Origin of the sequence: Blautia sp. TF10-30 (genome assembly GCF_003481245.1) — a bacterium.
Lineage (GTDB): Bacteria > Bacillota > Clostridia > Lachnospirales > Lachnospiraceae > Fusicatenibacter > Fusicatenibacter saccharivorans.
Genome location: NZ_QUKM01000017.1, coordinates 1 through 25,547 on the forward strand (window position 1 = coordinate 1; position 25,547 = coordinate 25,547).

Below are 25,547 nucleotides of genomic sequence, written 5' to 3' on the forward strand. Positions count from 1 at the left end.
GTTCACAAGATGGAATGATAGATGTGTAGTGTATGCGGTTTTGAAGGTATATCTAGCGTAGGGGATTGGTCAAATGGTATGATAGGGGTCTCCAAAACCTTTGGTGGGAGTTCGATTCTCTCATCCCCTGTATTAGGAAAGAGTGAAGATACAAAATCTTCACTCTTTTTTCGTATTGTTTAAAAGAAAAGTCTAACAGAACAGGATTTACAGAATTTTAAGATATTTTTGTAAAGCAGGACTGTTTTTTATGGTGTAAATAAGGTACAATAGAGCCACAGAACATATTCAAAAATAATGAAAAATGAAACATGAGAAGGGAGTGGGTGTAACGTGAGCAGAGAAAAGAATGGAAGCCGCGGCACGGTAAAAGCTGTCATTTATCTTCTGATCGTAGTAATCCTTGCTGGAATGGTTGTTTATCTGACGCAGTCGCTGCGGCGGGACCGGGAGCCGGAGATTACGGGGACGTTTATTGACAGCAAGCTGGAGGCGGCGGGGGAGCTGACGTCGGCGAAGATGATTTATAACGGGCTGATTCATTACTCGGACGGGTCGATTCCGTTTCTGACGCAGAAGGCGTTTAATATGACATACCGTGCAGAGGTACGTGCGGGCGTGGATCTCGCGAAGGCGAATACGGAGGTGACGGATTCAGAAGTAACAGTTACACTTCCGGCAGTGGAGATTTTTGATATTTCCATCGACAATGATTCCATCCAGTATTACGATGAGAAGGCAGCGCTTCTGAACTGGGAGCGGAAGGAAGATGCGATGGATGCAATCGCGAGTGCGAAGGAGGATGTAGAGCAGCAGACGAAAGAAATGGATGACCTGGAAACGATGGCACAGGAACAGGCGAAAACACTGATTACCGGAATGCTGTCCGAGACGGTCGGGGACAAGACATTGGTTGTAAAATTTGAAGAATAGTACATAGACGGGATGTCGGCACTTCTTTTTGGGGGATAAAAAAAGGAGGGCCGGTATTTCTTCTGGCAGAAACACCGGCATTATGAAAAAGAAAAATCTATATAAATTGGAAAGAATATTAGGTTGGGACAACGGTTGAAAGATAGAGGAAGATGATTTGTTGTCCCTTTGTTTTGATACGTTTAGTATAGTTGTCATATGTGAGGAAAGTGTGAATGGAGTTTGAAGAAACTTTGAAAAGATTTGTGAATGGCGCGGGTGAACATCGGAACATCCCAACGCCCGGATATCGCCGAATTTGCATAGAATTAACTTGAAAGTGAACACTGCTTCATGGTACAATCGTTTGGCATGTGTGAAATATGAGTTACATTTGAGAGGACAAAAACTATGGACTATAAACTGCTGCTGGACACCGCGGTCATGGCGGGAGAAATCCTGCTGGAAAGCGGGGCGGAGACGTGGCGGGTGGAGGATACCATGCTGCGGATGCTGCGCATGTCCGGCCTGAAAACTGCGGATGTACTGGCGCTGACGACCGGCTTTGTGGTAACGCTCGACGACCCGGCGATGGATTCCATGACTGTTATGCGCAGCGTAGAGAGCCGTGCAACGGATCTGAACCGGATCCATGCGGTCAATCAGCTTTCCCGCGATTTCTGCGAAGGAAATATCGACCTGGATGCGCTGTTCCACCGGGTGCGGGATATCTATCGTGCTAAGTCGGAAATTAAAAAAAATCTGCTCGCGATGATGGCGACGACCGCAGGCTTTGCAATCATGTTCGGAGCCGGGTTCTACGAAGTGCTGGCATCTGCACTTGCAGGTTTTATATCAGGAATCGGTGTTTACGGAGGAAAAAAAGCCGGGATGCAGTCGTTTCTTGTGAACTGTATCGGGTCATTTTTGCTGGCGGTCACATCTATTCTCTGTGTTCATTACCTGCCGGGGACCATGGATCTGAACGTCATTATCATTGCATCGATCATGCCCCTCGTACCGGGTGTGGCGATCACGAATGCGGTGTATGATACCCTGCACGGCGACTACATTTCCGGTGCGGCACGGATGCTTGAGGCGTTTGTAACCGCTGCGGCCATCGCAATCGGCGTGGGACTTGGCATGCTGCTGCTCCGTCCACTGGTGCGGTAGAGAAAACCGATACAGAAAAAAGATGAGGTTAAAGCAAAAATATGAGAATAGCAGGTGAAATCATCCTGAAATCCCTTGGAGCCTGGGTTGCAATCTGGGGATTTTCAAGACTGTTGAACGCACCAAAAAAGCTGGAATGCTACACGGCCGGTGTCGGTATGATCGGCTGGGCGGTCTATCTGATCGTGGAAGTATTCAACGACGGCATTCTGATGAAGAACTTTCTTGCCGCCGTTGCCGTCGCCCTGGTTTCCCAGGCAATGGCGCGTCATTTCAAAGCGCCGGTGATCCTTTTCGTGATCCCGGGCATTCTTCCGATGGTGCCGGGAGCCGGTATGTACCGCATCGTCTACTCGATCGTTATGGGGCCGGAAAACATGGTTGGAACGTATCTTTTAGAGACAGCGACCGCGGCAGGCGCAATTGCCCTTGGAATTTTCCTCGGAGAAGCGCTGCAGAAGGTATTTTTTTACGAATTCCATAGGTGATTTACGAAAAAAGTGAGAAATTTGCCAAAACCAAATTTTTTGCTTTTTTTTGTCGAATTTTATGATATACTTAACAGTGTATGTGCCCTTGGACAAAAGAAGAAATCTATAGGGGCATTTTTAACATCAGTAGACAAGAAGTCCCCCGCTTCTAAAGTGGTGGGATGAATTGTTAAAAGAAACATAACGGTAGTGGCGGGCGGAGAGAAATCGGTATCCTCCACTGACATGAGGTAAGTCACAGTCGAACTATTTTCGACATGTCAGACTCCGTGAAAATACCGACTGTGAGTTGAAACAAGGAAAAAAGAAGAGAAGTAAGTAAAGTGCAGACACAGAACTATGAGGAGCAAAAAATATGAAGTTTGAAGATGATGATTTAAAGGACGGTAAACTTTGGGCTGCCCTGCAAAAAGAGATTGACCGTGACCTGGCGGAAAAGGAGAGCGGTGAAACATTCCAGGAAGAACTGGCAGACATCGAAGACTCCATTGAATTTGAAAGCAAAGAAACAAAAAGCGAAGATCACATCCCGGATGAGACTGCAAATTTAAGTAATCTGCGAAGTGTCCTTGAGGCAACTGAGCGTGCAAAAGACGAAGAAGCGAAGCAGAAAATGAAGCAGACCAAAGTGGAGCCTGTGACGCAGGACATCGAGATTCCGGAATTTACAGAAGAGGAAGAAGAAATCGAAGAGACGCCGGCTGAGACAAAAACAGAATCGGAACCGGAAGAAGTGATGGTGGATGATGATCTGATCATCAACGATCCATTCGCAGATGAGGATGATCTGCTGGGAGAAGAGAAGACAGAGACCAAGGGTTCGGAGAAAGAAGTGCTTGGTGATCAGGTGGAAGCCGCAATGGAGCGCCTCGTCAGCGACACGGTAGGCCATATCCCAATGCCGGAAATAGACGATGAGGATGATGACTACGACGATTATGAGGATGACGACGAAGAGTACATTCCGCATGGCGCAAAACCGCAGAAGAAAAAGGGAAAAGGCGGTGCGGTTATCGCCGTTGCAGCCGTTGCTGTTATTGCTGTGGGAGGCTTTTTCTATGGAAGCAAAATGTTCCATTACCAGAATTATTTTTTTAACGGAACAATCATCAACGGAGTAGACTGCTCGGATATGACGGCCAAAGAGGCAGAAACGAAAATCAAAGAGCAGGCTGCAAACTATACCTTAAATGTAAAATTCAAAGACAATGATACGAAGAGTGTCAGCGGAAAAGACATCGACTACACCTACGCCGGAGACGGCAGCGTGGAGAGCGTGTTAAAGAAACAGAACAGTTTCCTCTGGTTCCTGGGAAATGGCGGAAAAGAGAAAGATTCCCAGGTCACCATGCAGTACAGTCAGGAAAAACTGGATGCGGTGATTGATGGATTTGACGAATTCCAGTCCGCAGACGGTGAGAATGCACCGGCCAGCGCCTACATCACCTTCCAGAACAATGAGTTTGAGATTGTGGATGCTGTTATGGGTGAGGGAATGGATCTTACCCTTGCAAAACAGTGCATCGAAAACGCGCTGATCAATGCGGATACCGAAGTGGATCTTGAAAAAGCAGGCATTTACGACGGAACCTTGGTAACAGCAGATGACGAAACACTGAATGCACAGAAGGATCAGTTAAATGAACTGGTACGCGCAAGCATCACATACAGTATGCCGGATGGAACAACACAGGTTCTTGACGGAAATACCATGAAAGACTGGCTGGCAGTCGATGCGGATGGAAATTATTCCAAAGATGAAAACCAGTGGAATGAAAGAGTAAAAGAATATGTGGCAAATCTTGCGGCAGCGATTGATACCGATGGCAAGGATCACACCTTCCCGGCAACCGGTATCGAAGGCGGCGTGACCATCAGCCAGGAAGGCTACGGATGGAAAGTGGATCAGGAGCAGGAGATTGCAAAGATCGCAGAAGAAGTAGATGCTCACGCAGCAGATGCAAGAGAGCCGCAGTATGCGCAGAGAGAGTTTGCTGCTTCCACAGAGAACAACGGATTCGGCAAGACGTATGTTGAGGTTGATGCCAGCCGTCAGCATATCTGGCTCTACAAAGATGGAAATCTGGTTGTCGACGGTGACTGTGTAACCGGTCTGATGGAGCAGAGCAGCTACACGAAGCCGGGTATCTACACAACCGCAGCAAAAGAAAGCCAGAAAAAACTGCACGGAGAGCTTCAGGCAGACGGCAGCTATTCCTGGGAAAGAGATGTGGATTCCTGGATTCCGTTCAATGGAGAGATTGGTTTCTACGATGCTTCCTGGAGAAGTAGTTTCGGCGGAAACCTGTATCTGACTGCAGGATCGACGACAGGATCTGTTGCACTTCCGACTGCAGTGGCACAGGCATTATATGACAATGTCGATGACGGAACACCGGTTATCATTTATTATTCCGAAGCTTATGAGGTAAGTGAAGACACGCTTACTGTGACACAGGCACCGGAAGCAGATGACGAAAATGTCGATGATACGACGAATACCACGACAGTAACGCCGACGAGAACGCCATCCTACACGTACGATGATTACACGCCGTCAACTCCATCAACTCCATCGACCCCGTCTACGCCGGAACCGACCACAGCACCGACCGAGGTCCCGTCTACGCCGGAGCCGACCGTAGCACCGACCGAGACCCCGTCGACACCGGAACCGAGCGCACCGGATCAGGGAGACCATACGGGTGACGATGATTACCCAGGTAAGGGCGAGAGCTGAGAAAAGAAGAAATAGAACATAAAAAATACGCATTCCGTTATCAAAACAGGAATGCGTATTTTTTATGAGAAAGAAACTGTTAAAAATTAATTTTCCGGTACGAACAGTGTGACAAGATCCATCGGGGAAGTGATGGTGTAGTCCGGGTTTTTGGTCTGACCAAAACCGTATGCGGCATGGACAAACGGGATTCCGGCCTCGTGTGTCGCCTTGTAGTCGCCGTCGGTATCGCCGACATAGACCGCGTGCTGCAGATGGTTCTGTTCGATGATTGTACGGATGTTGTCTGCCTTTGCCTTTCCGGTATCGCCAGGACAGAGATGGCCTTTGAAATAGTGACCGAGGCCTGTGGCTTCCAGAAAAACTTCGATATAGCCCGCCTGGCAGTTGCTTACGATATAAAGCGGGTAATGTCTGGAAAGAATAGAAAGTGCATCGACAAGTCCCGGATAAACAGGAGCCGGTGTCGCAAGAAGTGCCTCATGCTCTTTGGCACAGCATGCCTCGATCAGTTCTAATTGGCGCTCCTTTGGATATTCGTGGAAAATGACGGCGGCGATATCCGGGAGCAGGCGGCCGAACAGGCCTTTTAACACGGCTCCGGTGAGGTTTGGTGTCATATCAGTTTCTTTTTCCATAATCTGATTCCATGCGTCGGCAACAACGTCTGTGGAGTCCCACAGGGTGCCGTCCACATCAAAAATAATACTGTCGATCAAGAGTTTTTCCTCCATATCTTAAGGGTTTTGGTTATTCTTTTAAAGTATTTATTAATTTTAATCAAAAACACGTGAGAGCGCAATGTTTATTTTGCATTTTGGAGGAAAATGTGGCAAAATAAGAATGATATATTAACAGGAGATTACTATGCAGGACACAATCACAAAGCCATTATTGAAATGGTATGGCGAAAATAAAAGAGTGCTGCCGTGGAGAGAAAAAAAGAACCCGTATGAAATCTGGGTTTCCGAGATTATGCTCCAGCAGACGAGGGTGGAGGCGGTCAAGCCGTTTTATGAGCGGTTTATGCGTGAACTGCCCAATGTCGCAGCACTTGCGGTCTGTCCCGAGGAAAAGCTTTTGAAGCTCTGGGAAGGCCTTGGTTACTATAACCGTGTGCGGAATATGCAGAAGGCCGCACAGAAAATTATGGAAGTGTATGACGGTGTATTTCCAGCAGATTACGAAGCCTTAAAAGGACTTCCGGGAATTGGAAATTACACAGCGGGAGCCGTTGCATCGATCGCGTTTTGCATTCCGGTGCCGGCGGTGGACGGAAATGTGCTTCGTGTGATGGCACGCCTCCGGGAGGACGGTGAGGACATTTTAAAGCAGTCCGTGAAAAACCGCGTGGAAGCGGAATTGACCGAAATCATGCCGGCAGAAGATCCAGGAGCCTTCAATCAGGCGATGATGGATCTCGGCGCAATGGTCTGTCTGCCGAACGGCGCACCAAAATGTGAAGTCTGTCCGCTTTTTGACCAGTGTCTGGCGGGACAGCATCAGACCTGGACGGAATATCCGTTTAAAAAGAGCGCAAAGCCGCGCAGAATCGAAGACAGAACCGTTCTGTTATTTCTGGACGGTGCGCACACAGCAGTGCGGAAACGGCCGAAAAAAGGACTTCTGGCGGGACTTTACGAGTTCCCGAACTTCGATGGCGTGCTCTCCGAACAGGAAGCACTTGAAGAGGCAGAAAAATTCGGCGTGACGCCGCTTCATATTCAGGCATTGCCGCCGTACAAGCACATTTTTTCCCATGTCGAGTGGCATATCACAGGATACGCCATTAAAATTGCAGGAAACGATGTGGAGCAGGAAGGGGAAGAAAAAGCCGGATTGATTTTTGCGGATGCGAAAACCGCGGCTGAAAGATATGCCATTCCGTCTGCGTTTGCGGAATACGCAAAATACACAGATCTGGAACGTGCCTGAAACGGCAAAAGAGCAAAAAAGAGCAGGGAGAAAAAAGATGAAGATTTTATCAATTGCAGTACCATGCTATAATTCAGAAGCATATATGGAGAAATGTATCGATTCGCTGCTGGTCGGCGGAGAAGAAGTAGAAATTCTGATCGTGGACGATGGTTCCAAGGACGGAACCACAGAGATTGCAGACCGCTATCAGGAAAAATATCCGACGATTGTAAAAGCGATTCATCAGGAAAACAAGGGCCACGGCGGAGCAGTCAACACGGGTGTGGAAAATGCGACGGGTCTGTACTTTAAGGTTGTGGACAGTGATGACTGGGTAAACCCAGAGGCATACCAGAAGATTTTAAATGTTCTGGCAGAAGTCGTACGCGGACCGAAAACACTCGACCTTCTGATCAGTAACTATGTGTATGAAAAAGAGGGCGCCAAGAGAAAACGTGTGATGCGCTATGCGAAATCGCTGCCGGAAGGCCGCTTTTTCGGATGGGATGAGGCGAAAGCTCTCGGCAAAACACATTATCTGCTGATGCATTCGCTGATTTACCGGACTTCTCTTTTAAGAGAGTGCGGCATGAAGCTGCCGGAGCACACCTTCTATGTGGATAATCTGGTTGCGTTTATTCCGCTTCCGTACGTCAAAACGATGTATTATCTCGATGTCAATTTCTACCGCTACTTTATCGGAAGAGCCGACCAGTCGGTTAACGAGAAAGTCATGATCGGCAGAATTGACCAGCAGATCCGTGTCAACAAGCTGATGATCGATTACCTTGGTGAACAGAAAGGGCTGTCGAAGTACCTGCGGAAATATATGATCAGCTATCTGACCATTATTATGACGGTTTCTTCCGTGATGATGATGCGCTCTGGAACGGAAGAAAATCTCGAGAAAAAGAACGATCTGTGGAGATACCTGAAGCAGGAGGATGCAGCCGATTACTTCCGCATCCGCCACGGCATTTTCGGAACTGTTATGAGCAGCAAATCAAAACCGGGACAGAAAATTGCAGTCTATGCCTACAAGGTAGCGCAGAAGCTGTATGGATTTAACTAGAAAGTAACGAAGCGGAGGAACGAACAATGCGAGTAGGAATGGGTTACGATGTGCATAAACTGGTGGAAAACCGGAAACTGATTCTGGGCGGTGTGGAAATCCCGTATGAATATGGCCTTCTGGGACATTCCGATGCAGATGTGCTGGTCCATGCCATTATGGATGCGCTTCTCGGCGCTGCAGCACTGCGGGACATCGGACGCCATTTTCCGGACAATGATCCGGCGTATGAGGGCGCAGACAGCATCGAACTGCTGAAAAAAGTGGGTGAGATGCTCGAGGAGCGGATGTATCTGATTGAAAATATCGATGCAACCGTTATTGCACAAAAGCCGAAGCTCCTGCCATACATCGACACGATGGTGAAAAATGTGGCGGAGGCGCTTCATCTCGAAGAGGATCAGGTCAATATCAAGGCAACGACCGAGGAAGGACTTGGCTTTACCGGAAAGAAAGAGGGAATTTCCGCACAGGCGATCTGCTGCATTTCCAAGGCACTCGACCTGATGCCGGACGACCGGATCGCAGGCGGATGCAGCGGCTGCCCAGGATGCGCAAAGAACGCAGAAGAATAAAAGAGAAATGCGATTGCACAAGGCCGGAAGATGTGGTAGACTGGAAGAAGAATAAGGGAGTAGTCGGCGGCATACGTGACGCTATAAGGCCAACAACCGAAGAAAAAGCATTTCTTCTGGCTTTGTATGAAATGACAAGACTTATCTGTATCAACAAATATGGTGCGGATAGGTCTTTTTCTATATAGAAAGAGACCAGTGTACCAGTGGGAACTTATCACAGGAACGCAAAAAGCGTTTTCAGAAGAAAGGACGGATGGAAATGAAAGAGTATCTGGAAAAAAGTTCGAAGATTCTTGATGAGTTACAGACAACGGAGCAGGGACTTTCCGAGGCGGAAGCTGCGCGGCGGCTTTCCGAACACGGACCTAACCGGCTGGCGGCGGGAAAAAAGAAGAGCAATCTGCAGCGGTTTTTCGAAGAGCTGAAAGACCCGATGATCCTGATCCTGCTCGCCGCAGCGCTGATTTCCGGCATCACATCGGCGTATGAAGGCGAATCGTACGCTGATGTGGTCATTATTCTCGCCGTTGTCATCATTAATGCGGTGCTCGGTGTTCTGCAGGAGAGCAAGGCAGAGAAAGCGATTGAAGCTCTGCAGGAGATCGCGGCAGCCACGTCGAAGGTGATGCGCGGCGGGAAAATGGAAGTGAAAAAGAGCGAGGAGCTCGTACCCGGTGATATTGTAATTCTCGAAGCGGGCGATGCTGTTCCGGCGGATGGCCGTATTTTAGAGAGTGCCAGCATGAAAATCGAGGAAGCAGCGCTGACCGGAGAATCTGTCCCGGTCAATAAAACAGCGGATGTTCTGAACGCCGGCGCAGCCAGCGAGGTTCCGCTCGGGGACCGGAAAAACATGGTCTATATGGGAAGCACCGTTGTCTATGGCCGCGGCCGCGCTGTTATCACCGGAACGGGTATGAAAACCGAGATGGGAAAAATCGCCCATGTTCTGACGCAGTCGGCGGATGAGAGCACACCGCTGCAGAAGCGGCTGAACCAGCTCAGCAAAATCTTAAGCGTGATGGTGCTCGCCATCTGTGCCATGATTTTCGTTGTCGGCATTTTAAAAGAGGGCGTGACGCCGCAGAACATCTTAAATACCTTTATGGTAGCCGTCAGCCTTGCCGTAGCGGCAATTCCGGAAGGACTTGCGGCAGTTGTCACAATCGTGCTTTCCATCGGTGTGACCAAAATGTCAAAGCGGAATGCGGTGATCCGGAAACTGACGGCTGTCGAGACGCTCGGCTGTACGCAGGTGATCTGCTCGGATAAGACAGGAACGCTGACACAGAATAAGATGACCGTGGTAAAACATGAGGGAAGCGATATAAAACGTCTCGTATCCGTCATGGCACTCTGCTCCGATGCGGAGCCGGACGAAAACGGCGAGGCAGTCGGAGAACCGACGGAATGTGCGTTGGTCAACGATGCGCAGAAAGAGGGATGCCCGAAGAAGAGCCTGTCCGTCCAGTATCCGCGTGTCGGGGAAGCGCCGTTTGATTCGATGCGGAAACGCATGACAACGATCCACCGCGCAAACGACGGAACGTATTTTTCCTGCACAAAAGGCGCACCGGATGAGATTCTGAAGCGGTGCACCTCCGTTTGGCGTGACGGCAGAAAACAGCCGATGACAGAAGCATTCCGGCAGGAAATCCTGTCGCAGAACAAGGCGATGGCAGACCAGGCACTCCGCGTGCTGGCGGCAGCAGGAAGAGCGTGGAACCAGATGCCGTCCTCCCAGGAGCCGGACTTTCTGGAGCAGGATCTCTGCTTTTTAGGACTTTGCGGTATGATTGATCCGGTGCGGCCGGAAGTAGTCGATGCGATCCGGGAATGCCGCGGGGCAGGCATCCGTCCGGTGATGATTACGGGTGACCACAAAGACACAGCGGTTGCTATTGCAAAAGAGCTGGGTATTCTGGAGGCGGGCTGGAAAGCGGTAACGGGAGCCGAGATTGACCAGTTAAGCGATGAGGAGCTTGACCGGAGAATCGAGGAATATGCTGTTTACGCACGCGTCCAGCCGGAGCATAAAGTGCGGATCGTCGATGCGTGGAAGCGGAAAGGCAGAATCACCGCGATGACAGGAGACGGAGTCAACGATGCGCCGTCGATCAAGCGTGCGGATATCGGCATCGGAATGGGCATCACGGGAACGGATGTGACGAAAAACGTGGCAGATATGGTGCTCGCGGACGACAACTTTGCGACGATCATCGCGGCGGTTGAGGAAGGAAGACGAATCTACGATAATATCCGCAAGGCAATTCAGTTCCTTCTGGCATCGAACCTTGCCGAGGTGCTGTCGATTTTCTGCGCGACGCTGATGGGCTTTACGATTTTAAATCCGGTGCATCTGCTCTGGATCAACCTGATTACGGACTGCTTCCCGGCGCTGGCGCTCGGTATGGAGGACGGTGAGGCAGACATCATGAAACGCCCGCCGAGAAATGCGGATGACGGTATTTTTGCGGACGGCCTCGGCTTTGATGTTGCGTTTCAGGGCATCGTGATTACGGTGCTGACGCTGGCGTCCTACTTCATCGGCCACTATCTGGAAGCCGGCCGCTGGGAAATCGTCAACAGCCCGGACGGCATGTCGATGGCGTTTCTGACACTCTCTATGGTGGAAATTTTCCATTCCTTCAATATGAGATCACGGAAAGGTTCTATTTTCCACATGAAGCATCAGAACAAGTATCTGTGGGGCGCGATGGCACTCTCATTTGTCCTCACATCCGCCGTCATTTACATCCCGGTACTGTCGAGTGCGTTCGGTTTTGAGCGGATCAGCGCGTTGGAATATGATGTGGCGATCGGCCTTGGACTGCTTGTCATTCCGGCGGTCGAAATCAGCAAGTGGATCCGGCGGAAATTTGCTTGACAAACGAGAAAAATTTGCATAAACTAGAACAAACGGAAACAGAAAAAGGCTTGGAACGGAAAAAGTAGAAAATCAGAATTGTTTCACAGAGAATGGCAGACAAATGGGGCTGGAAGCTGCCTGAAACGAGGGTTTTTGAAGTGCGTCCGGAAGCTGGCCGGGTGAAGCGGAAAAAGTGGGTAGTCCGGCACGGGTCCTGCACGTTATGCAGAAGAAAAGAAGAGGGCAGGTGTGCCCTTAAAGTAAAGTGGAACCACGGAGCTATTTCGTCTTTATCGGAGATGAAACAGCTCCGTTTTTGAATATTACTGTTATGCAGAATGATGGTAAGAAATAAAAATCCGGAAAAGTCCCAGCAGGAGGCAAGGAGAGGAAAGATGAGTTTTTTCGCGTATTTTAAAGAGGAATTTCAGGTGATTCAGGAGCGGGATCCGGCGATACATTCTCCCATGGAAGTCTTGCTGTATCCTTCATTTCGTGTTATGCTGAAGTACAGACGGGCGCACAAGCTATATCTGAAAGGCCATTACTTTCTGGCCAGATGGATTTCACAGCGGGCAGCGAGAAAAACCGGTATCGAAATCCATCCGGGTGCGACGATCGGAAAGGGATTGTTTATTGATCATGGTTCTGGTGTGATTATCGGAGAAACAGCCATTATCGGAGACAACGTGACGCTGTATCAGGGCGTGACGCTTGGCGGTAATGGTAAGGAGACCGGGAAACGTCATCCGACGCTGAAGGACAATGTTATGGTCAGCGCCGGTGCGAAGATCATCGGATCGTTTACGATCGGGGAAAACTCCAAAATCGGAGCCGGATCGGTTGTGATCGAGGAGGTTCCGCCGAACTGTACCGTCGTCGGCGTGCCGGGGCACATTGTGAAGCAGAATGATGTGCGGATTCCGAGAAAAAGCATGGATCACATTCATCTGCCGGACCCGATTTTCGAGGATATCAAAGTACTGCAGCAGGAGAATACGGAGCTTACGAACCGTGTGCTCGAGCTGGAGGGCGAGCTGCGTCAGATGAGGAAAAAAGAAAGGACAGAACAGAAGTGACGGAAGTGGGCAAAGAGACAGAAAACGAGGAGCTTTTTCCAGAGGCAGTTTTCGGGGAGAAGGATTATCTTTCGGAGGTATTCGGACTGGAACAGCATGACATCCGCATGTATTCGCCGCTTACGCTGGCCTACATCGGGGATGCTGCGTATGAGATCGTCATCCGCACGATTCTGGTGCGGAAAGCAAATATGCAGGTCAACAAGCTGCACCGCCATGCGGCAGGGCTTGTAAAGGCGGAGAAACAGTCGGCGATGATTGAAATTCTGGAGCCGCTGTTTACCGAAGAGGAAAAACAGATTTATAAAAGAGGCAGAAATGCGAAATCCTATACCAAGGCAAAAAATGCGTCCACGATCGACTACCGCCGGGCAACCGGGTTTGAGGCCGTGATGGGGTATCTGTACCTGAAAGGGGATTACAAGCGGATGATCGACCTGATCCGGGCAGGACTTGGCGAAGTGTGAGAGCAGATAAGATTCAGAAAATAAAAAAGAAGCGGCAGGGCAGTGGGGCTTTTGAAAAAGCAAAAGTTCCCACTGCTTTTGGGACCGCGGAACAGGAATGATATGAGAGAAAACAACAGAAACGACAAGAGAAACTTTGAGAGAAGAGACGGAAAAAAACGTGACTTTAAGGGGAAACGAGATTACCGTGACAGAGACAGAAAACAGGAAGTACAGCAGGCGGATGAGGAGTTTACAGGCGGCATGGTAGAGGGAAGAAATGCTGTCATCGAGGCGTTCCGCTCCGGCAAGACCGTGGACAAGCTGTTCGTCCTTGCAAGCAGCCAGGACGGCCCGATCCGCACGATCATCCGTGAGGCGAAAAAACACGATACCATCATCAATTATGTAGAAAAAGAACGTCTTGACGAGCTGTCCACCACCGGAAAGCATCAGGGTGTCATTGCACAGGTGGCTTCCTACAGTTATGCAACCGTTGAGGACATCCTCGCGCGCGCAGAGGAGAAAGGAGAGCCGCCATTTATCCTTCTGCTGGACGGCATTGAGGATCCGCATAACCTCGGTGCGATCATCCGTACCGCAAACCTGGCAGGCGCACATGGTGTCATCGTGCCGAAGCACCGCGCAGTCGGCCTGACAGCAACCGTTGCCAAAACGTCGGCAGGTGCATTAAATTACACACCGGTGGCAAAGGTGACGAATCTGGTGCAGACCATGGAAATGCTGAAGGAAAAGGGCATCTGGTTTGTCTGCGCGGACATGAACGGACAGAGAATGTATGATCTCGACCTCAAAGGACCGATCGGCCTTGTAATCGGAAATGAGGGAGAGGGTGTCAGCCGTCTGGTGAGAGAAAACTGCGACTTCACAGCCACAATTCCGATGAAAGGCGATATCGACTCTCTGAACGCTTCCGTGGCAGCCGGCGTGCTCGCTTATGAGATTGTAAGACAGAGAAGCTGCTAGAAATTGCGGAAAATCACATTACGCTCCGGCGGAAGAAAGATGAAGGATACAAGAGATATGATGGTGAAAGATTACGATACCTGTACGGATGAGGAGCTGATTGCGCGTCTGCGGGCAGGAGAACGCGAGATTACCGATTATCTGATCGACAAATACAAATCGCTGGTGCGGACCAGGGCGAGGGCGCTGTACCTGGTGGGCGGAGATCACGAGGATCTGATCCAGGAGGGCATGCTCGGACTTTTTAAGGCAGTGCGTGACTACAAACCGGGGAAGGAGGCATCGTTTGCCACCTTCGCCGGCCTGTGCATCGACCGTCAGATGTATTCGGCAGTGGCATCGTCCCAGCGCCAGAAGCATCAGCCGCTGAACAGCTTCGTCTCGTTAAGTGAACCGGTTTCCGAGCAGGAGCTGCGCCTGGTGGACGAGGAGACACCGGAGGAGATCATGATCAGCCGGGAAAACGTAATCGGCATGCATGAGCGGATCAAAGAACGGCTCAGCAAATTTGAGTACCAGGTGCTGGAATTGTATCTGAAAGGGTACGATTATACGCAGATTGCAGAAAAACTTGGAAAGCAGCCGAAGGCAATCGACAATGCACTGCAGAGAATCCGCAGTAAAGTGCGGGAGGTCTGTTCGTGAGATGGAAAAACGACCGAAAAAATTACGGTGAATTGTCAAAAGTGCAGGAAAATCTGTGAACAAATAAAAATTTTCAAATTTGTAGAAAAAACTGTTGACAATTCACTATAGTTTTGATAGAATACCAAATGTAGCAAGGAGCTAACAAAAAACAAAACAACTTGCGAATGCTGATGTGGCTCAGTCGGTAGAGCGTCGCCTTGGTAAGGCGGAGGTCACGGGTTCGATTCCCGTCATCAGCTTACTTAAGAAAGATCCCGGGAAACCGGGATTTTTTCATTATATAAAAACAACGGGAGACAGATCGGAAAAAACGAGGTGAAAAGAATGGAGTCAAAACGTAAGGTACTGCAGAAGCTGTTCCTTTCCACGCTGTATCTGAGCGCGTTTACGTTCGGAGGCGGGTATGTGATTGTGACGCTGATGAAGAAAAAGTTCGTGGATGAGTACCACTGGATTGAGGAAAATGAGATGCTGGACCTGGTAGCGATTGCACAGTCGTCGCCGGGGCCGATTGCGGTAAACGGAGCGATTGTCGTCGGGTATAAGCTGGCGGGGCTGATCGGTGTGCTGGTTTCCATTATTGGAACGATTATTCCGCCGTTTCTGGTTATCTCTGTGATTTCGGTCTGCTACCAGGCGTTTCGGGATAATTTTTTTGTGAGTCAGATGCTGGAAGGGATGCAGGCAGGTGTCGGAGCAGTGATTGCATCTGTGACGTATGAGATGGGAGCCGGGGTTGTGAAAGAAAAAGATCCACTGTCGCTGGTGATTCTTGTCTGTGCGTTTGCAGCAGCCTGTTTTTTCAAGGTCAACGTGATTTATATTGTACTGGTCTGCGGTGCCATCGGTGCGGTGCGGACGATTCTGGCGAAACGGAGGGGTGCGAAATGATCTATCTTCAGTTATTTTTAAGCTTTTTCCAGATCGGCCTGTTCAGCTTCGGCGGAGGCTATGCCGCCATGCCGTTGATTCAGGGGCAGGTGGTGCAGGGACACGGCTGGCTGTCGATGTCGGAGTTTACGGATCTGATTACCATCTCCCAGATGACGCCGGGGCCGATCGCAGTCAATTCGGCTACGTTCGTCGGAATTAAAATCGCTGGTGTTCCGGGCGCACTTGCGGCAACGTTTGGCTGTATTCTGCCGTCGTGTATTCTTGTCACATTGCTTGCGAAACTCTATTTAAAATACCGTGAAATGGCAATGCTCCAGGGCATCCTCCGCTCCCTCCGCCCGGCGGTTGTGGCGATGATCGGTTCCGCAGGGATTTCAATTCTGGTCACGGCGTTTTGGAGCAGTGAAGGAGATACCGTGATCCGGCTGGCGCAGACGAACTGGAGTCTTGTCGTGATCTTTATCATCAGCCTCATCCTGCTGCAGAAAGGCAAAAAGAACCCAATCTTTGTGATGGTACTGGCCGGGGTGATGAAGGTGGCAGTGGCGCTGGTGGAAAAATTTGCGGCATGCTGTGGGACGATTTTTTAAATTCAAAGGTGAATGCTTTTCAGGACGTATTAAACTCAAAAATATATATCGATAAAACAGGATTGCTGGAATACACCAACAGTGTGATTGACACAACATCGAAGTTTATCTGCAACAGCCGCCCCAGAAGATTTGGAAAATCGATCACAGCGGATATGATGACTGCGTACTACAGCAGAGGTCTGGATACAGAAGAAATGTTTGAAAAGCTTAATATTGGTCAGGCGGCAAATCAGAAAATACAGGATGAATATCAAACAGCAGATTCTTAATAGGGAAGGTAAACATAGTGTTATACATTATTTTTGATTTTATAATGGCAGTAATTATGTTTATGTCACTTCCTTTTATTATTGGAATAATGGTAGATATCCGCTATCAGGGAATTGGGTGCTTTGCGGCATGGGTAATATGGGGAGTTATGTTTATCTTATTGTTGAGGCTGTTTAATGCTCTGAAATTAAGATGTCAAAAAAAGCCAGAAAAAAGATAAAAAGGATCTTTCTTTCTAAACATGAATCGTGTATAATAAACATTACTGTTCGGGGCCTGCCTGGAGAAATCCAGAAAGGCTCCGATTTATGTCATTTATTTTATACAGCAAGAAAAGGGGGAAACCATGCAGAAACACAGAAAATTTATTGGGAACAAACGGTTTTACCTGATGGTGCTTGGCGTTGCGATGCCGATTATGATTCAGAACGGTATCACCAACTTTGTCAGCCTTCTCGACAACATCATGGTAGGACAGGTCGGCACCGAGCAGATGTCCGGTGTTGCGATCGTCAATCAGCTTCTTTTTATCTATAACCTCTGTATCTTTGGAGGCGTGTCTGGCGCAGGAATCTTCACTGCGCAGTATTTCGGACAGGGCAACGACGAGGGTGTGCGAAACACCTTCCGCTTCAAGCTCTGGATCGGCGTGATCCTGACGGCAGCGGCAATCACTATTTTCCTTGGTGCGCACGAGCCTCTGATTCGTCTCTACCTGACAGGCGATCAGGGAAGCCAGGACATGAATGCGACATTAGCCTATGGCATTTCTTATATGAAGGTCATGCTGGTAGGACTCCCGCCGTTCCTGTTTGTGCAGCTTTATGCCAGCACGCTGCGCGAATGCGGCGAGACAATGCTTCCGATGAAGGCCGGTATTACCGCTGTCTTCGTTAATCTGGTTTTTAACTACATTTTAATCTACGGAAAATTCGGTGCACCGCAGCTCGGCGTTGTCGGCGCGGCAGCCGCAACGGTGCTGTCCCGTTACGTGGAGATGGCGATTGTGCTGATCCGCACGCATGGAAACAAAGAAAAATATCGTTTTACGAAGCATCTGTACCGCACGATCCGTGTTCCGGCGGCTTTGACGAAACAGATCCTTATCAAAGGAACACCGCTGATGCTGAACGAAACGTTCTGGGCAGGCGGCGTTGCGATCCTGATGCAGTGTTACTCCGTGCGTGGACTGAATGTCGTAGCCGCGATGAATATCTCCAACACGATCTCGAACCTGTTCAACGTCGTTTTCATCGCACTCGGCGATTCCGTTGCCATCATCGTCGGACAGCTCCTCGGAGCCGGAAGGATGGAAGAGGCAAAGGATACCGATACGAAGCTGATCACGTTTTCCGTATTACTCTGCATTGTGATCGGCGCGCTGATGGCGCTCGTGGCTCCAATCTTCCCACGCCTCTACAACACGACGGACGAAGTACGCCACATGGCGGCAATCTTCATCGTGGAAGTGGCCATGTTCATGCCGGTCAATGCATTCCTGCATGCAAGCTACTTTACCCTGCGCTCCGGTGGAAAAACGATCATCACGTTCCTGTTCGACAGCGTCTTCATCTGGGTTGTCAGTGTGCCGGTGGCTTTCTGCCTGAGCCGTTTTACCGGACTTTCGATCTACGCAATCTACTTTATGGTTATGTCGGTTGACCTGATCAAGTGCGTGATTGGATTTGTCCTTGTCAAGAAAGGAGTCTGGCTGCAGAATATTGTGGCGGAGTAAAGAAAAAAATCTGTCTGTTTTCCAGTCTGAAAAGGATGGGAGGCGGGCAGATTTTTTGCTTTATAAAAAACTTTGTTGAATTTTACTGTAAAGCAAAAAAAGCCCTCCGGGCAGGATCGGACTGCGGCTGAGAGAAAGAAAAAGAGTATTTTTGATAAAATTTCGCAAATGAAGCAGCTGTTTTTGGTGGAAAAGTGGAAATTTTTTCATTAATCAAAACACCGGTTGAAATTTAGAGAACGCTTGTTATAATAGGGGTGCAGCGAACAGACATCCCGTGTGACGCGTGAATCTCTCTTCCTATTATTAATGAGACGCAGTCACACATGAAATGGAGGAAAAAAGCGATGGATTACGCAAAAGAATCATTAAAGATGCACTATGAATTACGCGGAAAGCTTGAGGTCACTTCCCGGGCGGCCGTAGATACAAAAGATGCCTTGAGTCTTGCCTATACACCGGGTGTGGCGGCGCCGTGCCTGGAAATTCAGAAAGATGTCAACAAGAGCTACGAGCTGACCAGAAGATGGAACACGGTAGCTGTTGTTACAGATGGAACCGCAGTTCTCGGACTTGGAGATATCGGCCCGGAGGCCGGCATGCCGGTCATGGAAGGAAAATGCGTGCTGTTTAAAGAATTCGGTGGTGTCGATGCAATCCCGCTCTGCGTGCGCAGCAAGGATGTGGATGATATTGTCAATACCGTGCGTCTTCTCGCAGGAAGCTTCGGCGGTGTCAACCTGGAGGACATCTCCGCACCGAGATGTTTTGAGATCGAGAAGAAATTAAAGGAATGCTGTGATATTCCGATTTTCCACGATGATCAGCATGGAACAGCCGTGATCACACTGGCCGGTGTCATCAATGCGCTGAAACTGGTTGGAAAGAAACTGGATGAAGTCAAAATTGTTACCTCAGGAGCCGGTGCAGCCGGAATCGCCATTATCCGCCTGCTGATTTCGATGGGTCTCAAAAACGTCATCATGACAGACCGCAAAGGTGCGATTTACGAGGGACGCGACGGCCTCAACCCGATCAAAGAGGAGATGGCGAAGATCACAAACTACAACCATGAGAAGGGCACGCTTGCAGAGGTAATCAAAGGAGCCGATATTTTTATTGGCGTTTCTGCGCCGGGTACGCTCACTCCCGATATGGTACGTACGATGGCAAAAGATCCGATCATCTTTGCCTGCGCAAATCCGACGCCGGAGATTTTCCCGGACGAGGCGAAAGCAGCAGGAGCAGCCGTTGTCAGCACAGGAAGAAGCGATTACCCGAACCAGGTCAACAACGTACTCTGCTTCCCGGGCATCTTCCGCGGAGCGCTCGATGTGAGAGCATCTGATATCAACGATGAAATGAAGGTCGCAGCAGCTTACGCAATCGCAGGCCTGGTAAGCGATGAAGAGCTGAACGCAGACTACATCCTCCCGGCAGCCTTTGATCCGCGTGTCAAAGATGCGGTGGCAGCAGCCGTTGCAGAGGCAGCAAGAAAGAGCGGCGTAGCGAGAATCTAAACAGAGTTTGATACAAAAGAAAACGACAGAAAAAGGCTTCCCGGACAGCAAGGAAATCCGGGAAGCCTTTTTGCGTATCGTTAAGAAATTATGAAAGAAAGCAGCAGTTACATTCAGCCAGCCAGATCGTCTTCGGCCGGCAGTTCCGGTCCGGTCAGAGCGTACGGATCGAGAATGTCGTCGAGCTGTTTCTGTGTCAGCAGTTCGTCTTTCAGAACCAGAGAAGTAACACTCTCGCCCGTCTTCAGCGATTTCTTTGCAATCGAGGCCGCTTTCTGGTATCCGATATACGGGCAGAGCGCCGTTGTGATGCCGACACTCTTCGAAACGAGATCCTCGCACCGTTTCTCATTTGCGGTAATGCCGAGAATACAGTTCTTCACAAGCGTATTCACAGCGCCTGTCATCGAGGTGATGGAAGAGAACAGGGAGTAGAAGACAACCGGTTCAAACGCGTTCAACTCCATCTGGCCAGCCTCAGCCGCCATCGTGATTGTGGTGTCGTTTCCGATGACATGGAAGGCAACCTGTGTCACAACCTCCGGGATAACCGGGTTGATCTTGCCCGGCATAATCGAGGATCCGTTCTGCATCGGCGGCAGGTTGATCTCGCCGAATCCGGTCCGCGGTCCGCTGGACAGCAGGCGCAGGTCGTTGCACATCTTGGAGAGGTTGACGGCGCAGGTCTTTAACGTGTTGGAGATCGTCACAAATCCGTCGAGGTTCTCCGTCGCGTCAAACAGATCGTCCGCCTGCATCAGCGGATAGCCTGTCACAGCAGCGAGGGTCGGCACGATGTGGTGGAGATAGTAATCGGAAGCATTGATCGTCGTACCGATGGCTGTTCCGCCGAGGTTCAGGGTGAACAGCTCTTTTCTGGCGCGTTCGATCCGGCGGATATCACGCTCGATCATCGTTGCGTAAGCGTGGAAGCTCTGGCCGAGACGCATCGGAACGGCGTCCTCAAGCTGGGTTCTTCCCATCTTTAAAATGTGGTCAAATTCCTGGGACTTATCGAGCAGTGCTGCGTGAAGTGACTCGAGCGCATGCAGAAGATCCGGGAGCAGATCGAGTACGGTCAGTTTTCCTGCACTTGGGATAACGTCGTTTGTGGACTGTGCCATGTTGACGTGGTCATTCGGGTGGACAATGGTATAATCACCCTTGGTGCCGCCCAGGATTTCGATGGCGCGGTTTGCGATGACTTCGTTTGCGTTCATATTAGCACTCGTTCCGGCGCCGCCCTGGATGCCGTCAACGATGAACTGGTCTTTTAATTTGCCGGCAATGATTTCATCACAGGCATAGATAATGGCAGCCGCTTTTTCCTCCGGCAGTCTCTGTGCTTCGCGGTTGGAGATGGCAGCTGCCTTTTTAATTTTCGCCAGATTCTGGATCATGACCGGGTGGATCGACGTTCCCGTGATGGGAAAATTCCGTTTTGCCCGCAGGGACTGTACCCCGTAGTAGGCGTCGGATGGGACTTCAAGGGAACCAATGGAATCTGCTTCAATTCTTGTCTTCATAATAATCTCCTTCTTTCTGCACGCATTGAGTTGTGTATATTGTCTGAAACAATTCTTGCTTTGCCTTTCGATACCGGAAGAATAACACCAGGGCAGAAATTTGTAAATACCGCCGCCGAAGAACTGTGGAATCTTATTTATTTTTGTATTTGATTTTAAATACCAAGGGAAAGAGGCACTTTTACTTATTTTTCGAAAGCAGTTTCCGCGAGGACACGTTTTCGTAGACAAAAAACGGCGAACGTGATATGCTGAACAGTATAAAAGTGAAAAAACAGGAGAGCAGCGTATGAAACATGAAAAAAGCAAGAACGATGCGATGCGCCATGAGCTCGATCACATCGATGCAAAAATCTTGAATCTCCTTCGGGAAAATGCCAGGATGCCGCTGAAAGAAATCGCGGAACACGTATTTTTATCCTCCCCGGCAGTTTCTGCCAGAATTGAGCGGCTGGAGAAGGAAGGCTACATTACAGGATATCAGGTCAAATTAAATCCGGCGCTTTTGGGATATCCGATCAAAGCGTTCATCAACCTTGAGGTTGAGCCGGTTCAGAAAAAAGAATTTTATCCCTATATTGAAAAGGTCCACAATGTCGTGGAATGTAATTGCGTTACCGGTGATTACTCCATGCTCATTGAGGGCCTTTTTGTTAGTACCATTGAGCTCGACCAGTTTATCGGCGAGCTGCAGCATTTTGGACGGACGCGGACGCAGATCGTGTTCTCGACCTCCGTGGAGCACCGCCAGGTGACCGCACACGAGGCAGAAGAATAGGCACCGGTCCGCTCCGGCGGCTTTGTGTACCGAAAAAAATGCTTTGCAGGAGAATGCTTTTGTGTTATAGTGATAGAATACACAGAGCATTTTGCGCCCTTTTCGGGGCAGTGCTCCAAACGAAAAGATTCGAGGGAGGCCTGACCTTATTATGGAAGAAAAAGAAGTTGTTTCCAAAAATTTTATCGAGCTTGCGATTGACAAAGATCTGGCAGAGGGCGTTTACGACCATGTATGCACACGATTCCCGCCGGAGCCAAACGGCTATCTTCATATCGGACATGCAAAATCCATCCTGTTAAACTACGGTTTATCACAGGAGTACAACGGAGAGTTCCACATGCGTTTCGATGATACAAACCCGACGAAAGAGAAAACCGAGTTTGTTGATTCCATCAAAGCCGATATCCAGTGGCTTGGTGCAGACTGGAAAGATCATCTGTACTACGCATCCGATTATTTCCCACAGATGTATGAGGCAGCCGTAAAACTGATCAAAAAAGGAAAAGCATTCGTCTGCGATCTGTCCGCAGAGGAGATCCGTGAGTACCGCGGAACCTTAACCGAGCCTGGAAAAGAGAGCCCGTACCGCAATCGTTCCGTAGAGGAAAACCTGGACCTGTTCGAGCGCATGAAAAACGGCGAATTCGAGGACGGAAGCAAAGTACTCCGTGCGAAAATCGATATGGCATCACCGAACATCAACATGAGAGACCCGGTTATCTACCGTGTAGCCCATATGCATCACCACAGAACCGGCGATACCTGGTGCATCTACCCGATGTACGACTTCGCGCATCCGATCGAGGACGCCATCGAAGGCATTACCCATTCTATCTGTACGCTGGAGTTTGAGGACCACCGTCCGCTGTACGACTGGGTTGTACGCGAGCTGGAATATCCGATGCCGCCGCGCCAGATTGAGTTTGCAAAGCTGTATCTGACTAACGTGGTTACCGGAAAACGTTACATCAAAAAGCTGGTAGAGGACGGCGTGGTAGACGGCTGGGATGACCCGCGTCTCGTATCCATCGCAGCACTCCGCCGCAGAGGCTTTACACCGGAGTCCATCAAGAAATTCGTAGATCTGTGCGGTGTATCAAAAGCAAACAGCTCCGTTGACTATGCGATGCTGGAGTACTGCATCCGCGAGGATCTGAAGCTGAAAAAAGCCCGTACCATGGCAGTCTTAAATCCGGTGAAACTTGTCATCGACAACTATCCGGAAGACCAGATTGAGATGCTGGAAGTACAGAATAACCTCGAGAATCCGGAGCTTGGCAGCCGTCAGGTACCGTTCGGAAGAGAACTGTACATCGAGCGCGAAGACTTCATGGAGGAGCCGGTCCGCAAATACTTCCGTATGTTCCCGGGCAATGAAGTCCGCCTGATGAACGCATACTTCGTCACCTGCACCGGATGCGAGAAAGACGAGAACGGAAATATTACCGTAATCCATGGAACGTACGATCCGGAGTCCAAGGGAGGAAATTCCCCGGACGGAAGAAAAGTAAAAGGAACAATCCACTGGGTAGCAGCAAAGACCGCCGTCAAAGCAGAGTGCCGTCTGTACGAAAACCTGATCGACGAGGAGAAGGGCGTTTACAACGAGGATGGTTCCATGAACCTGAATCCGAATTCCCTGACCGTATTAAAAGAGTGCTATCTGGAGCCGTCTTTAAAAGATGCGAAAGCATATGACAGCTTCCAGTTTGTCAGAAACGGATTCTTCTGTGTAGACGCAAAAGATTCCAAAGAGGATGCGCTGGTGTTCAACCGTATCGTATCCCTGAAGAGCTCTTTCAAGCTACCGGCAGCGAAATAAATAAGAATTTTGAAATGGAACAGAGCAGCCGCCTGGATGAAACCGACATCCCAAGCGGCTGTTCTTTTTGTCAGGGGAGATGGGAAGATGAATGAATTGACGATTTCGCTGGATCCGCATCGGAAGACACCGCTCTACGAGCAGATCTACGGTTTTATCCGCGAGGAAATCCGCGGCGGGCGGATCCGTGCAGGGGAGCGGCTGCCGTCGGCGCGGGCGCTTTCGGGCTATCTGTCGGTGAGCCGGAGTACCGTGGATCTGGCGTATGAGCAGCTGGTGTCCGAAGGATATCTGGAGAGTGTGCCGTGCAAAGGCTACTTTGTCTGTGAGATTGAGGGGCTGTACCGCCTCGATGAAAAGAAAGAGGAGACAAAAGAGGATGATGCCGCGGAACAGATGCCGTTCCGCTACGATTTTGCCGTGACCGGTACGGCGCCGGGCGGATTTCCGCAGAACAGCTGGAAGAAGATCTCGAAAGAAGTCCTGCTGGACGCAGATGACAGCCTGTTCCAGCTCGGGGATGCGAAGGGCGAGCACGGTCTTCGGGAGGCAATCCGCGACTATCTGCACCACGCACGCGGCGTGAACTGCCGCACGGAGCAGATCATCGTCGGAGCGGGAAATGATTATCTGCTGATGCTGCTTTCGGTGATCTTAGGGCGTGGCCATAAAGTGGCGATGGAAAATCCGACCTACATCAGTGCCTACCGCTGTTTTGCGAAGCTCGGCTATGCGATGTGTACGATTTCGATGGACGAAGCGGGCATGCGGCCGGCGGAGCTGGAAAAAAGCGGGGCGGATCTGGCGTACATCATGCCGTCGCACCAGTTCCCGATGGGCATGGTCATGCCGATGAAGCGGCGGATGCAGCTCCTTGCGTGGGCATCGAGGGAAAATGGGCGGTATCTGATTGAGGATGATTACGACAGTGAATTCCGCTACAAGGGGCGCCCGATCCCGGCACTGCAGGGCAATGACACAGAGGGAAAAGTGATCTATCTTGGAACGTTTTCGCGGGCGATTGCGCCGTCCATCCGCATCAGCTACATGGTGCTGCCGGAGACGCTGCTGCCTGCCTACGAGGAGAACGGAAGATGCTTTTCCGCGACAGTTTCGAAGACGGACCAGAAGATTCTGGAAGAGTTTATGCGGAGCGGCGCGTTCGAGCGCCATCTGAACCGGATGCGTGCACAGTATAAAGGGAAACACGACCTGCTGATCCGGCTTCTGAAGGAGTTTGGGCGGGAGTACACGGTGTCCGGCGAGAATGCGGGCGTCCATGTGCTGGTCCACCTGCCGAGAGGACTCTCCGAAGCGGAGGCGGTGCAGCGGGCAAAAGAGGATGGCGTGCGCGTGTACGGGCTGGAACGGTACTGCATCGGCGCTGCCGCAGATCCCGCACAGGGCGGCACAGTGCTGCTTGGGTACGCCGGGCTTTCTGAGGAGGAGATTGCAGAGGCAGCTGCGATTCTGAAAAAGTGCTGGAATGCGTGA

The 25,547-nt window shown here is 50.1% G+C and carries 22 protein-coding genes, 2 tRNA genes and 1 other annotated feature; of the genes, 22 read left to right on the plus strand and 2 right to left on the minus strand.

The genetic code is table 11. The annotated features are described in order from the left end of the window. The first annotated feature begins 59 nt into the window (after positions 1-59). The 5 genes from DXD02_RS13165 to DXD02_RS13185 all read left to right on the plus strand — a co-directional run bounded on the left by DXD02_RS13165 (position 60) and on the right by DXD02_RS13185 (position 5,316). Positions 60-130, plus strand: a tRNA-Trp gene (locus DXD02_RS13165). Between the two features lie 203 nt (positions 131-333). Then, the gene (locus DXD02_RS13170) at positions 334-933 is read left to right on the plus strand and encodes a DUF4230 domain-containing protein (RefSeq protein WP_118666963.1); all 600 of its coding nucleotides are present in this window, start codon (positions 334-336) and stop codon (positions 931-933) included. A 390-nt stretch (positions 934-1,323) separates the two neighbouring features. Next, positions 1,324-2,085 (plus strand): threonine/serine exporter family protein, encoded by a 762-nt coding sequence (locus DXD02_RS13175; protein ID WP_055221312.1) that lies wholly within the window; start codon positions 1,324-1,326, stop codon positions 2,083-2,085. Positions 2,086-2,126: 41 nt separating this feature from the next. Next, positions 2,127-2,573: a threonine/serine exporter family protein gene (locus DXD02_RS13180; RefSeq protein WP_022463061.1), complete on the plus strand. Its 447-nt coding sequence runs from the start codon at positions 2,127-2,129 to the stop codon at positions 2,571-2,573. A 358-nt stretch (positions 2,574-2,931) separates the two neighbouring features. Then, positions 2,932-5,316 (plus strand): L,D-transpeptidase family protein, encoded by a 2,385-nt coding sequence (locus DXD02_RS13185; protein WP_118666964.1) that lies wholly within the window; start codon positions 2,932-2,934, stop codon positions 5,314-5,316. An 86-nt stretch (positions 5,317-5,402) separates the two neighbouring features. Here the strand turns inward: DXD02_RS13185 and DXD02_RS13190 are convergent, their stop codons facing one another. After that, the gene (locus tag DXD02_RS13190) at positions 5,403-6,035 is read right to left on the minus strand and encodes an HAD family hydrolase (RefSeq protein WP_243108251.1); all 633 of its coding nucleotides are present in this window, start codon (positions 6,033-6,035) and stop codon (positions 5,403-5,405) included. 148 nt (positions 6,036-6,183) lie between these two features. On the opposite strand from DXD02_RS13190, the gene mutY reads away from it, so the two are divergent. From mutY to DXD02_RS13270, 14 genes are all read left to right on the plus strand, one after another. Continuing rightward, on the plus strand, positions 6,184-7,251 hold the full coding sequence (gene mutY, locus DXD02_RS13195; RefSeq protein ID WP_055227140.1) for an A/G-specific adenine glycosylase: 1,068 nt from the start codon (positions 6,184-6,186) through the stop codon (positions 7,249-7,251). Between the two features lie 37 nt (positions 7,252-7,288). Next, positions 7,289-8,305: a glycosyltransferase family 2 protein gene (locus tag DXD02_RS13200; RefSeq protein WP_055227139.1), complete on the plus strand. Its 1,017-nt coding sequence runs from the start codon at positions 7,289-7,291 to the stop codon at positions 8,303-8,305. A gap of 26 nt (positions 8,306-8,331) precedes the next feature. Continuing rightward, a complete protein-coding gene (gene ispF / locus DXD02_RS13205; RefSeq protein WP_022463066.1) occupies positions 8,332-8,880 on the plus strand; it encodes a 2-C-methyl-D-erythritol 2,4-cyclodiphosphate synthase in 549 nt (182 codons plus the stop codon). A 262-nt stretch (positions 8,881-9,142) separates the two neighbouring features. Next, the gene (locus tag DXD02_RS13210) at positions 9,143-11,770 is read left to right on the plus strand and encodes a cation-translocating P-type ATPase (protein WP_118666980.1); all 2,628 of its coding nucleotides are present in this window, start codon (positions 9,143-9,145) and stop codon (positions 11,768-11,770) included. Positions 11,771-11,812: 42 nt separating this feature from the next. Beyond that, positions 11,813-12,047, plus strand: a binding site (T-box leader). Positions 12,048-12,147: 100 nt separating this feature from the next. Then, positions 12,148-12,831, plus strand: a complete 684-nt coding sequence (gene epsC, locus DXD02_RS13220) for a serine O-acetyltransferase EpsC (RefSeq protein WP_055227154.1) — start codon at positions 12,148-12,150, stop codon at positions 12,829-12,831. A 107-nt stretch (positions 12,832-12,938) separates the two neighbouring features. Continuing rightward, positions 12,939-13,298 carry a Mini-ribonuclease 3 gene (locus tag DXD02_RS13225; protein ID WP_055221333.1) on the plus strand — a complete coding sequence of 120 codons (360 nt, stop codon included), beginning with the start codon at positions 12,939-12,941 and terminating at the stop codon, positions 13,296-13,298. Between the two features lie 243 nt (positions 13,299-13,541). Next, on the plus strand, positions 13,542-14,264 hold the full coding sequence (gene rlmB / locus DXD02_RS13230; RefSeq protein ID WP_055221331.1) for a 23S rRNA (guanosine(2251)-2'-O)-methyltransferase RlmB: 723 nt from the start codon (positions 13,542-13,544) through the stop codon (positions 14,262-14,264). Between the two features lie 39 nt (positions 14,265-14,303). Next, a complete protein-coding gene (sigH, locus tag DXD02_RS13235; RefSeq protein ID WP_226906387.1) occupies positions 14,304-14,909 on the plus strand; it encodes an RNA polymerase sporulation sigma factor SigH in 606 nt (201 codons plus the stop codon). A 169-nt stretch (positions 14,910-15,078) separates the two neighbouring features. Continuing rightward, positions 15,079-15,151, plus strand: a tRNA-Thr gene (locus DXD02_RS13240). 85 nt (positions 15,152-15,236) lie between these two features. Beyond that, a complete protein-coding gene (locus DXD02_RS13245) occupies positions 15,237-15,803 on the plus strand; it encodes a chromate transporter (protein ID WP_118666965.1) in 567 nt (188 codons plus the stop codon). After that, positions 15,800-16,396 carry a chromate transporter gene (locus tag DXD02_RS13250; RefSeq protein WP_118666966.1) on the plus strand — a complete coding sequence of 199 codons (597 nt, stop codon included), beginning with the start codon at positions 15,800-15,802 and terminating at the stop codon, positions 16,394-16,396. Before DXD02_RS13245 ends, DXD02_RS13250 begins: the two co-directional genes overlap by 4 nt. Continuing rightward, positions 16,375-16,668 carry an AAA family ATPase gene (locus DXD02_RS13255; RefSeq protein WP_117804327.1) on the plus strand — a complete coding sequence of 98 codons (294 nt, stop codon included), beginning with the start codon at positions 16,375-16,377 and terminating at the stop codon, positions 16,666-16,668. The genes DXD02_RS13250 and DXD02_RS13255 overlap by 22 nt, the downstream gene beginning before the upstream one ends. A gap of 347 nt (positions 16,669-17,015) precedes the next feature. After that, entirely contained in the window at positions 17,016-18,404 is a 1,389-nt protein-coding gene (locus tag DXD02_RS13265; protein ID WP_118666967.1) for an MATE family efflux transporter, read from the plus strand. A gap of 347 nt (positions 18,405-18,751) precedes the next feature. Continuing rightward, positions 18,752-19,924, plus strand: coding sequence for an NAD(P)-dependent malic enzyme (locus tag DXD02_RS13270; RefSeq protein WP_055267479.1), 1,173 nt, complete (start codon positions 18,752-18,754; stop codon positions 19,922-19,924). A gap of 113 nt (positions 19,925-20,037) precedes the next feature. Here DXD02_RS13270 and DXD02_RS13275 read toward each other — a convergent pair whose 3' ends face one another. Further along, entirely contained in the window at positions 20,038-21,450 is a 1,413-nt protein-coding gene (locus tag DXD02_RS13275; RefSeq protein WP_118659415.1) for an aspartate ammonia-lyase, read from the minus strand. 289 nt (positions 21,451-21,739) lie between these two features. Here DXD02_RS13275 and DXD02_RS13280 point away from each other — a divergent pair, with 289 nt between their 5' ends. The 3 genes from DXD02_RS13280 (at position 21,740) to pdxR (ending at position 25,547) form a co-directional block, all read left to right on the plus strand. Then, entirely contained in the window at positions 21,740-22,228 is a 489-nt protein-coding gene (locus tag DXD02_RS13280) for an Lrp/AsnC family transcriptional regulator (RefSeq protein WP_022463079.1), read from the plus strand. 151 nt (positions 22,229-22,379) lie between these two features. Then, positions 22,380-24,053 (plus strand): glutamine--tRNA ligase/YqeY domain fusion protein, encoded by a 1,674-nt coding sequence (locus DXD02_RS13285; RefSeq protein ID WP_022463080.1) that lies wholly within the window; start codon positions 22,380-22,382, stop codon positions 24,051-24,053. Positions 24,054-24,140: 87 nt separating this feature from the next. After that, complete coding sequence (gene pdxR, locus DXD02_RS13290; RefSeq protein ID WP_055267548.1) at positions 24,141-25,547, plus strand: MocR-like pyridoxine biosynthesis transcription factor PdxR; 1,407 nt, start codon at positions 24,141-24,143, stop codon at positions 25,545-25,547.

What these genes read in the sequence shown, in the direction of transcription:
- DXD02_RS13175 (WP_055221312.1), top strand. Translation starts at nt 1,324, where the DNA reads ATGGACTATAAACTGCTGCTGGACACCGCGGTCATGGCGGGAGAAATC.
- DXD02_RS13180 (WP_022463061.1), top strand. Translation starts at nt 2,127, where the DNA reads ATGAGAATAGCAGGTGAAATCATCCTGAAATCCCTTGGAGCCTGGGTT.
- DXD02_RS13185 (WP_118666964.1), top strand. Translation starts at nt 2,932, where the DNA reads ATGAAGTTTGAAGATGATGATTTAAAGGACGGTAAACTTTGGGCTGCC.
- mutY (WP_055227140.1), top strand. Translation starts at nt 6,184, where the DNA reads ATGCAGGACACAATCACAAAGCCATTATTGAAATGGTATGGCGAAAAT.
- DXD02_RS13200 (WP_055227139.1), top strand. Translation starts at nt 7,289, where the DNA reads ATGAAGATTTTATCAATTGCAGTACCATGCTATAATTCAGAAGCATAT.
- ispF (WP_022463066.1), top strand. Translation starts at nt 8,332, where the DNA reads ATGCGAGTAGGAATGGGTTACGATGTGCATAAACTGGTGGAAAACCGG.
- DXD02_RS13210 (WP_118666980.1), top strand. Translation starts at nt 9,143, where the DNA reads ATGAAAGAGTATCTGGAAAAAAGTTCGAAGATTCTTGATGAGTTACAG.
- epsC (WP_055227154.1), top strand. Translation starts at nt 12,148, where the DNA reads ATGAGTTTTTTCGCGTATTTTAAAGAGGAATTTCAGGTGATTCAGGAG.
- DXD02_RS13225 (WP_055221333.1), top strand. Translation starts at nt 12,939, where the DNA reads ATGTATTCGCCGCTTACGCTGGCCTACATCGGGGATGCTGCGTATGAG.
- rlmB (WP_055221331.1), top strand. Translation starts at nt 13,542, where the DNA reads ATGGTAGAGGGAAGAAATGCTGTCATCGAGGCGTTCCGCTCCGGCAAG.
- sigH (WP_226906387.1), top strand. Translation starts at nt 14,304, where the DNA reads ATGAAGGATACAAGAGATATGATGGTGAAAGATTACGATACCTGTACG.
- DXD02_RS13245 (WP_118666965.1), top strand. Translation starts at nt 15,237, where the DNA reads ATGGAGTCAAAACGTAAGGTACTGCAGAAGCTGTTCCTTTCCACGCTG.
- DXD02_RS13250 (WP_118666966.1), top strand. Translation starts at nt 15,800, where the DNA reads ATGATCTATCTTCAGTTATTTTTAAGCTTTTTCCAGATCGGCCTGTTC.
- DXD02_RS13255 (WP_117804327.1), top strand. Translation starts at nt 16,375, where the DNA reads ATGCTGTGGGACGATTTTTTAAATTCAAAGGTGAATGCTTTTCAGGAC.
- DXD02_RS13265 (WP_118666967.1), top strand. Translation starts at nt 17,016, where the DNA reads ATGCAGAAACACAGAAAATTTATTGGGAACAAACGGTTTTACCTGATG.
- DXD02_RS13270 (WP_055267479.1), top strand. Translation starts at nt 18,752, where the DNA reads ATGGATTACGCAAAAGAATCATTAAAGATGCACTATGAATTACGCGGA.
- DXD02_RS13275 (WP_118659415.1), bottom strand. Translation starts at nt 21,450, where the DNA reads ATGAAGACAAGAATTGAAGCAGATTCCATTGGTTCCCTTGAAGTCCCA.
- DXD02_RS13280 (WP_022463079.1), top strand. Translation starts at nt 21,740, where the DNA reads ATGAAACATGAAAAAAGCAAGAACGATGCGATGCGCCATGAGCTCGAT.
- DXD02_RS13285 (WP_022463080.1), top strand. Translation starts at nt 22,380, where the DNA reads ATGGAAGAAAAAGAAGTTGTTTCCAAAAATTTTATCGAGCTTGCGATT.
- pdxR (WP_055267548.1), top strand. Translation starts at nt 24,141, where the DNA reads ATGAATGAATTGACGATTTCGCTGGATCCGCATCGGAAGACACCGCTC.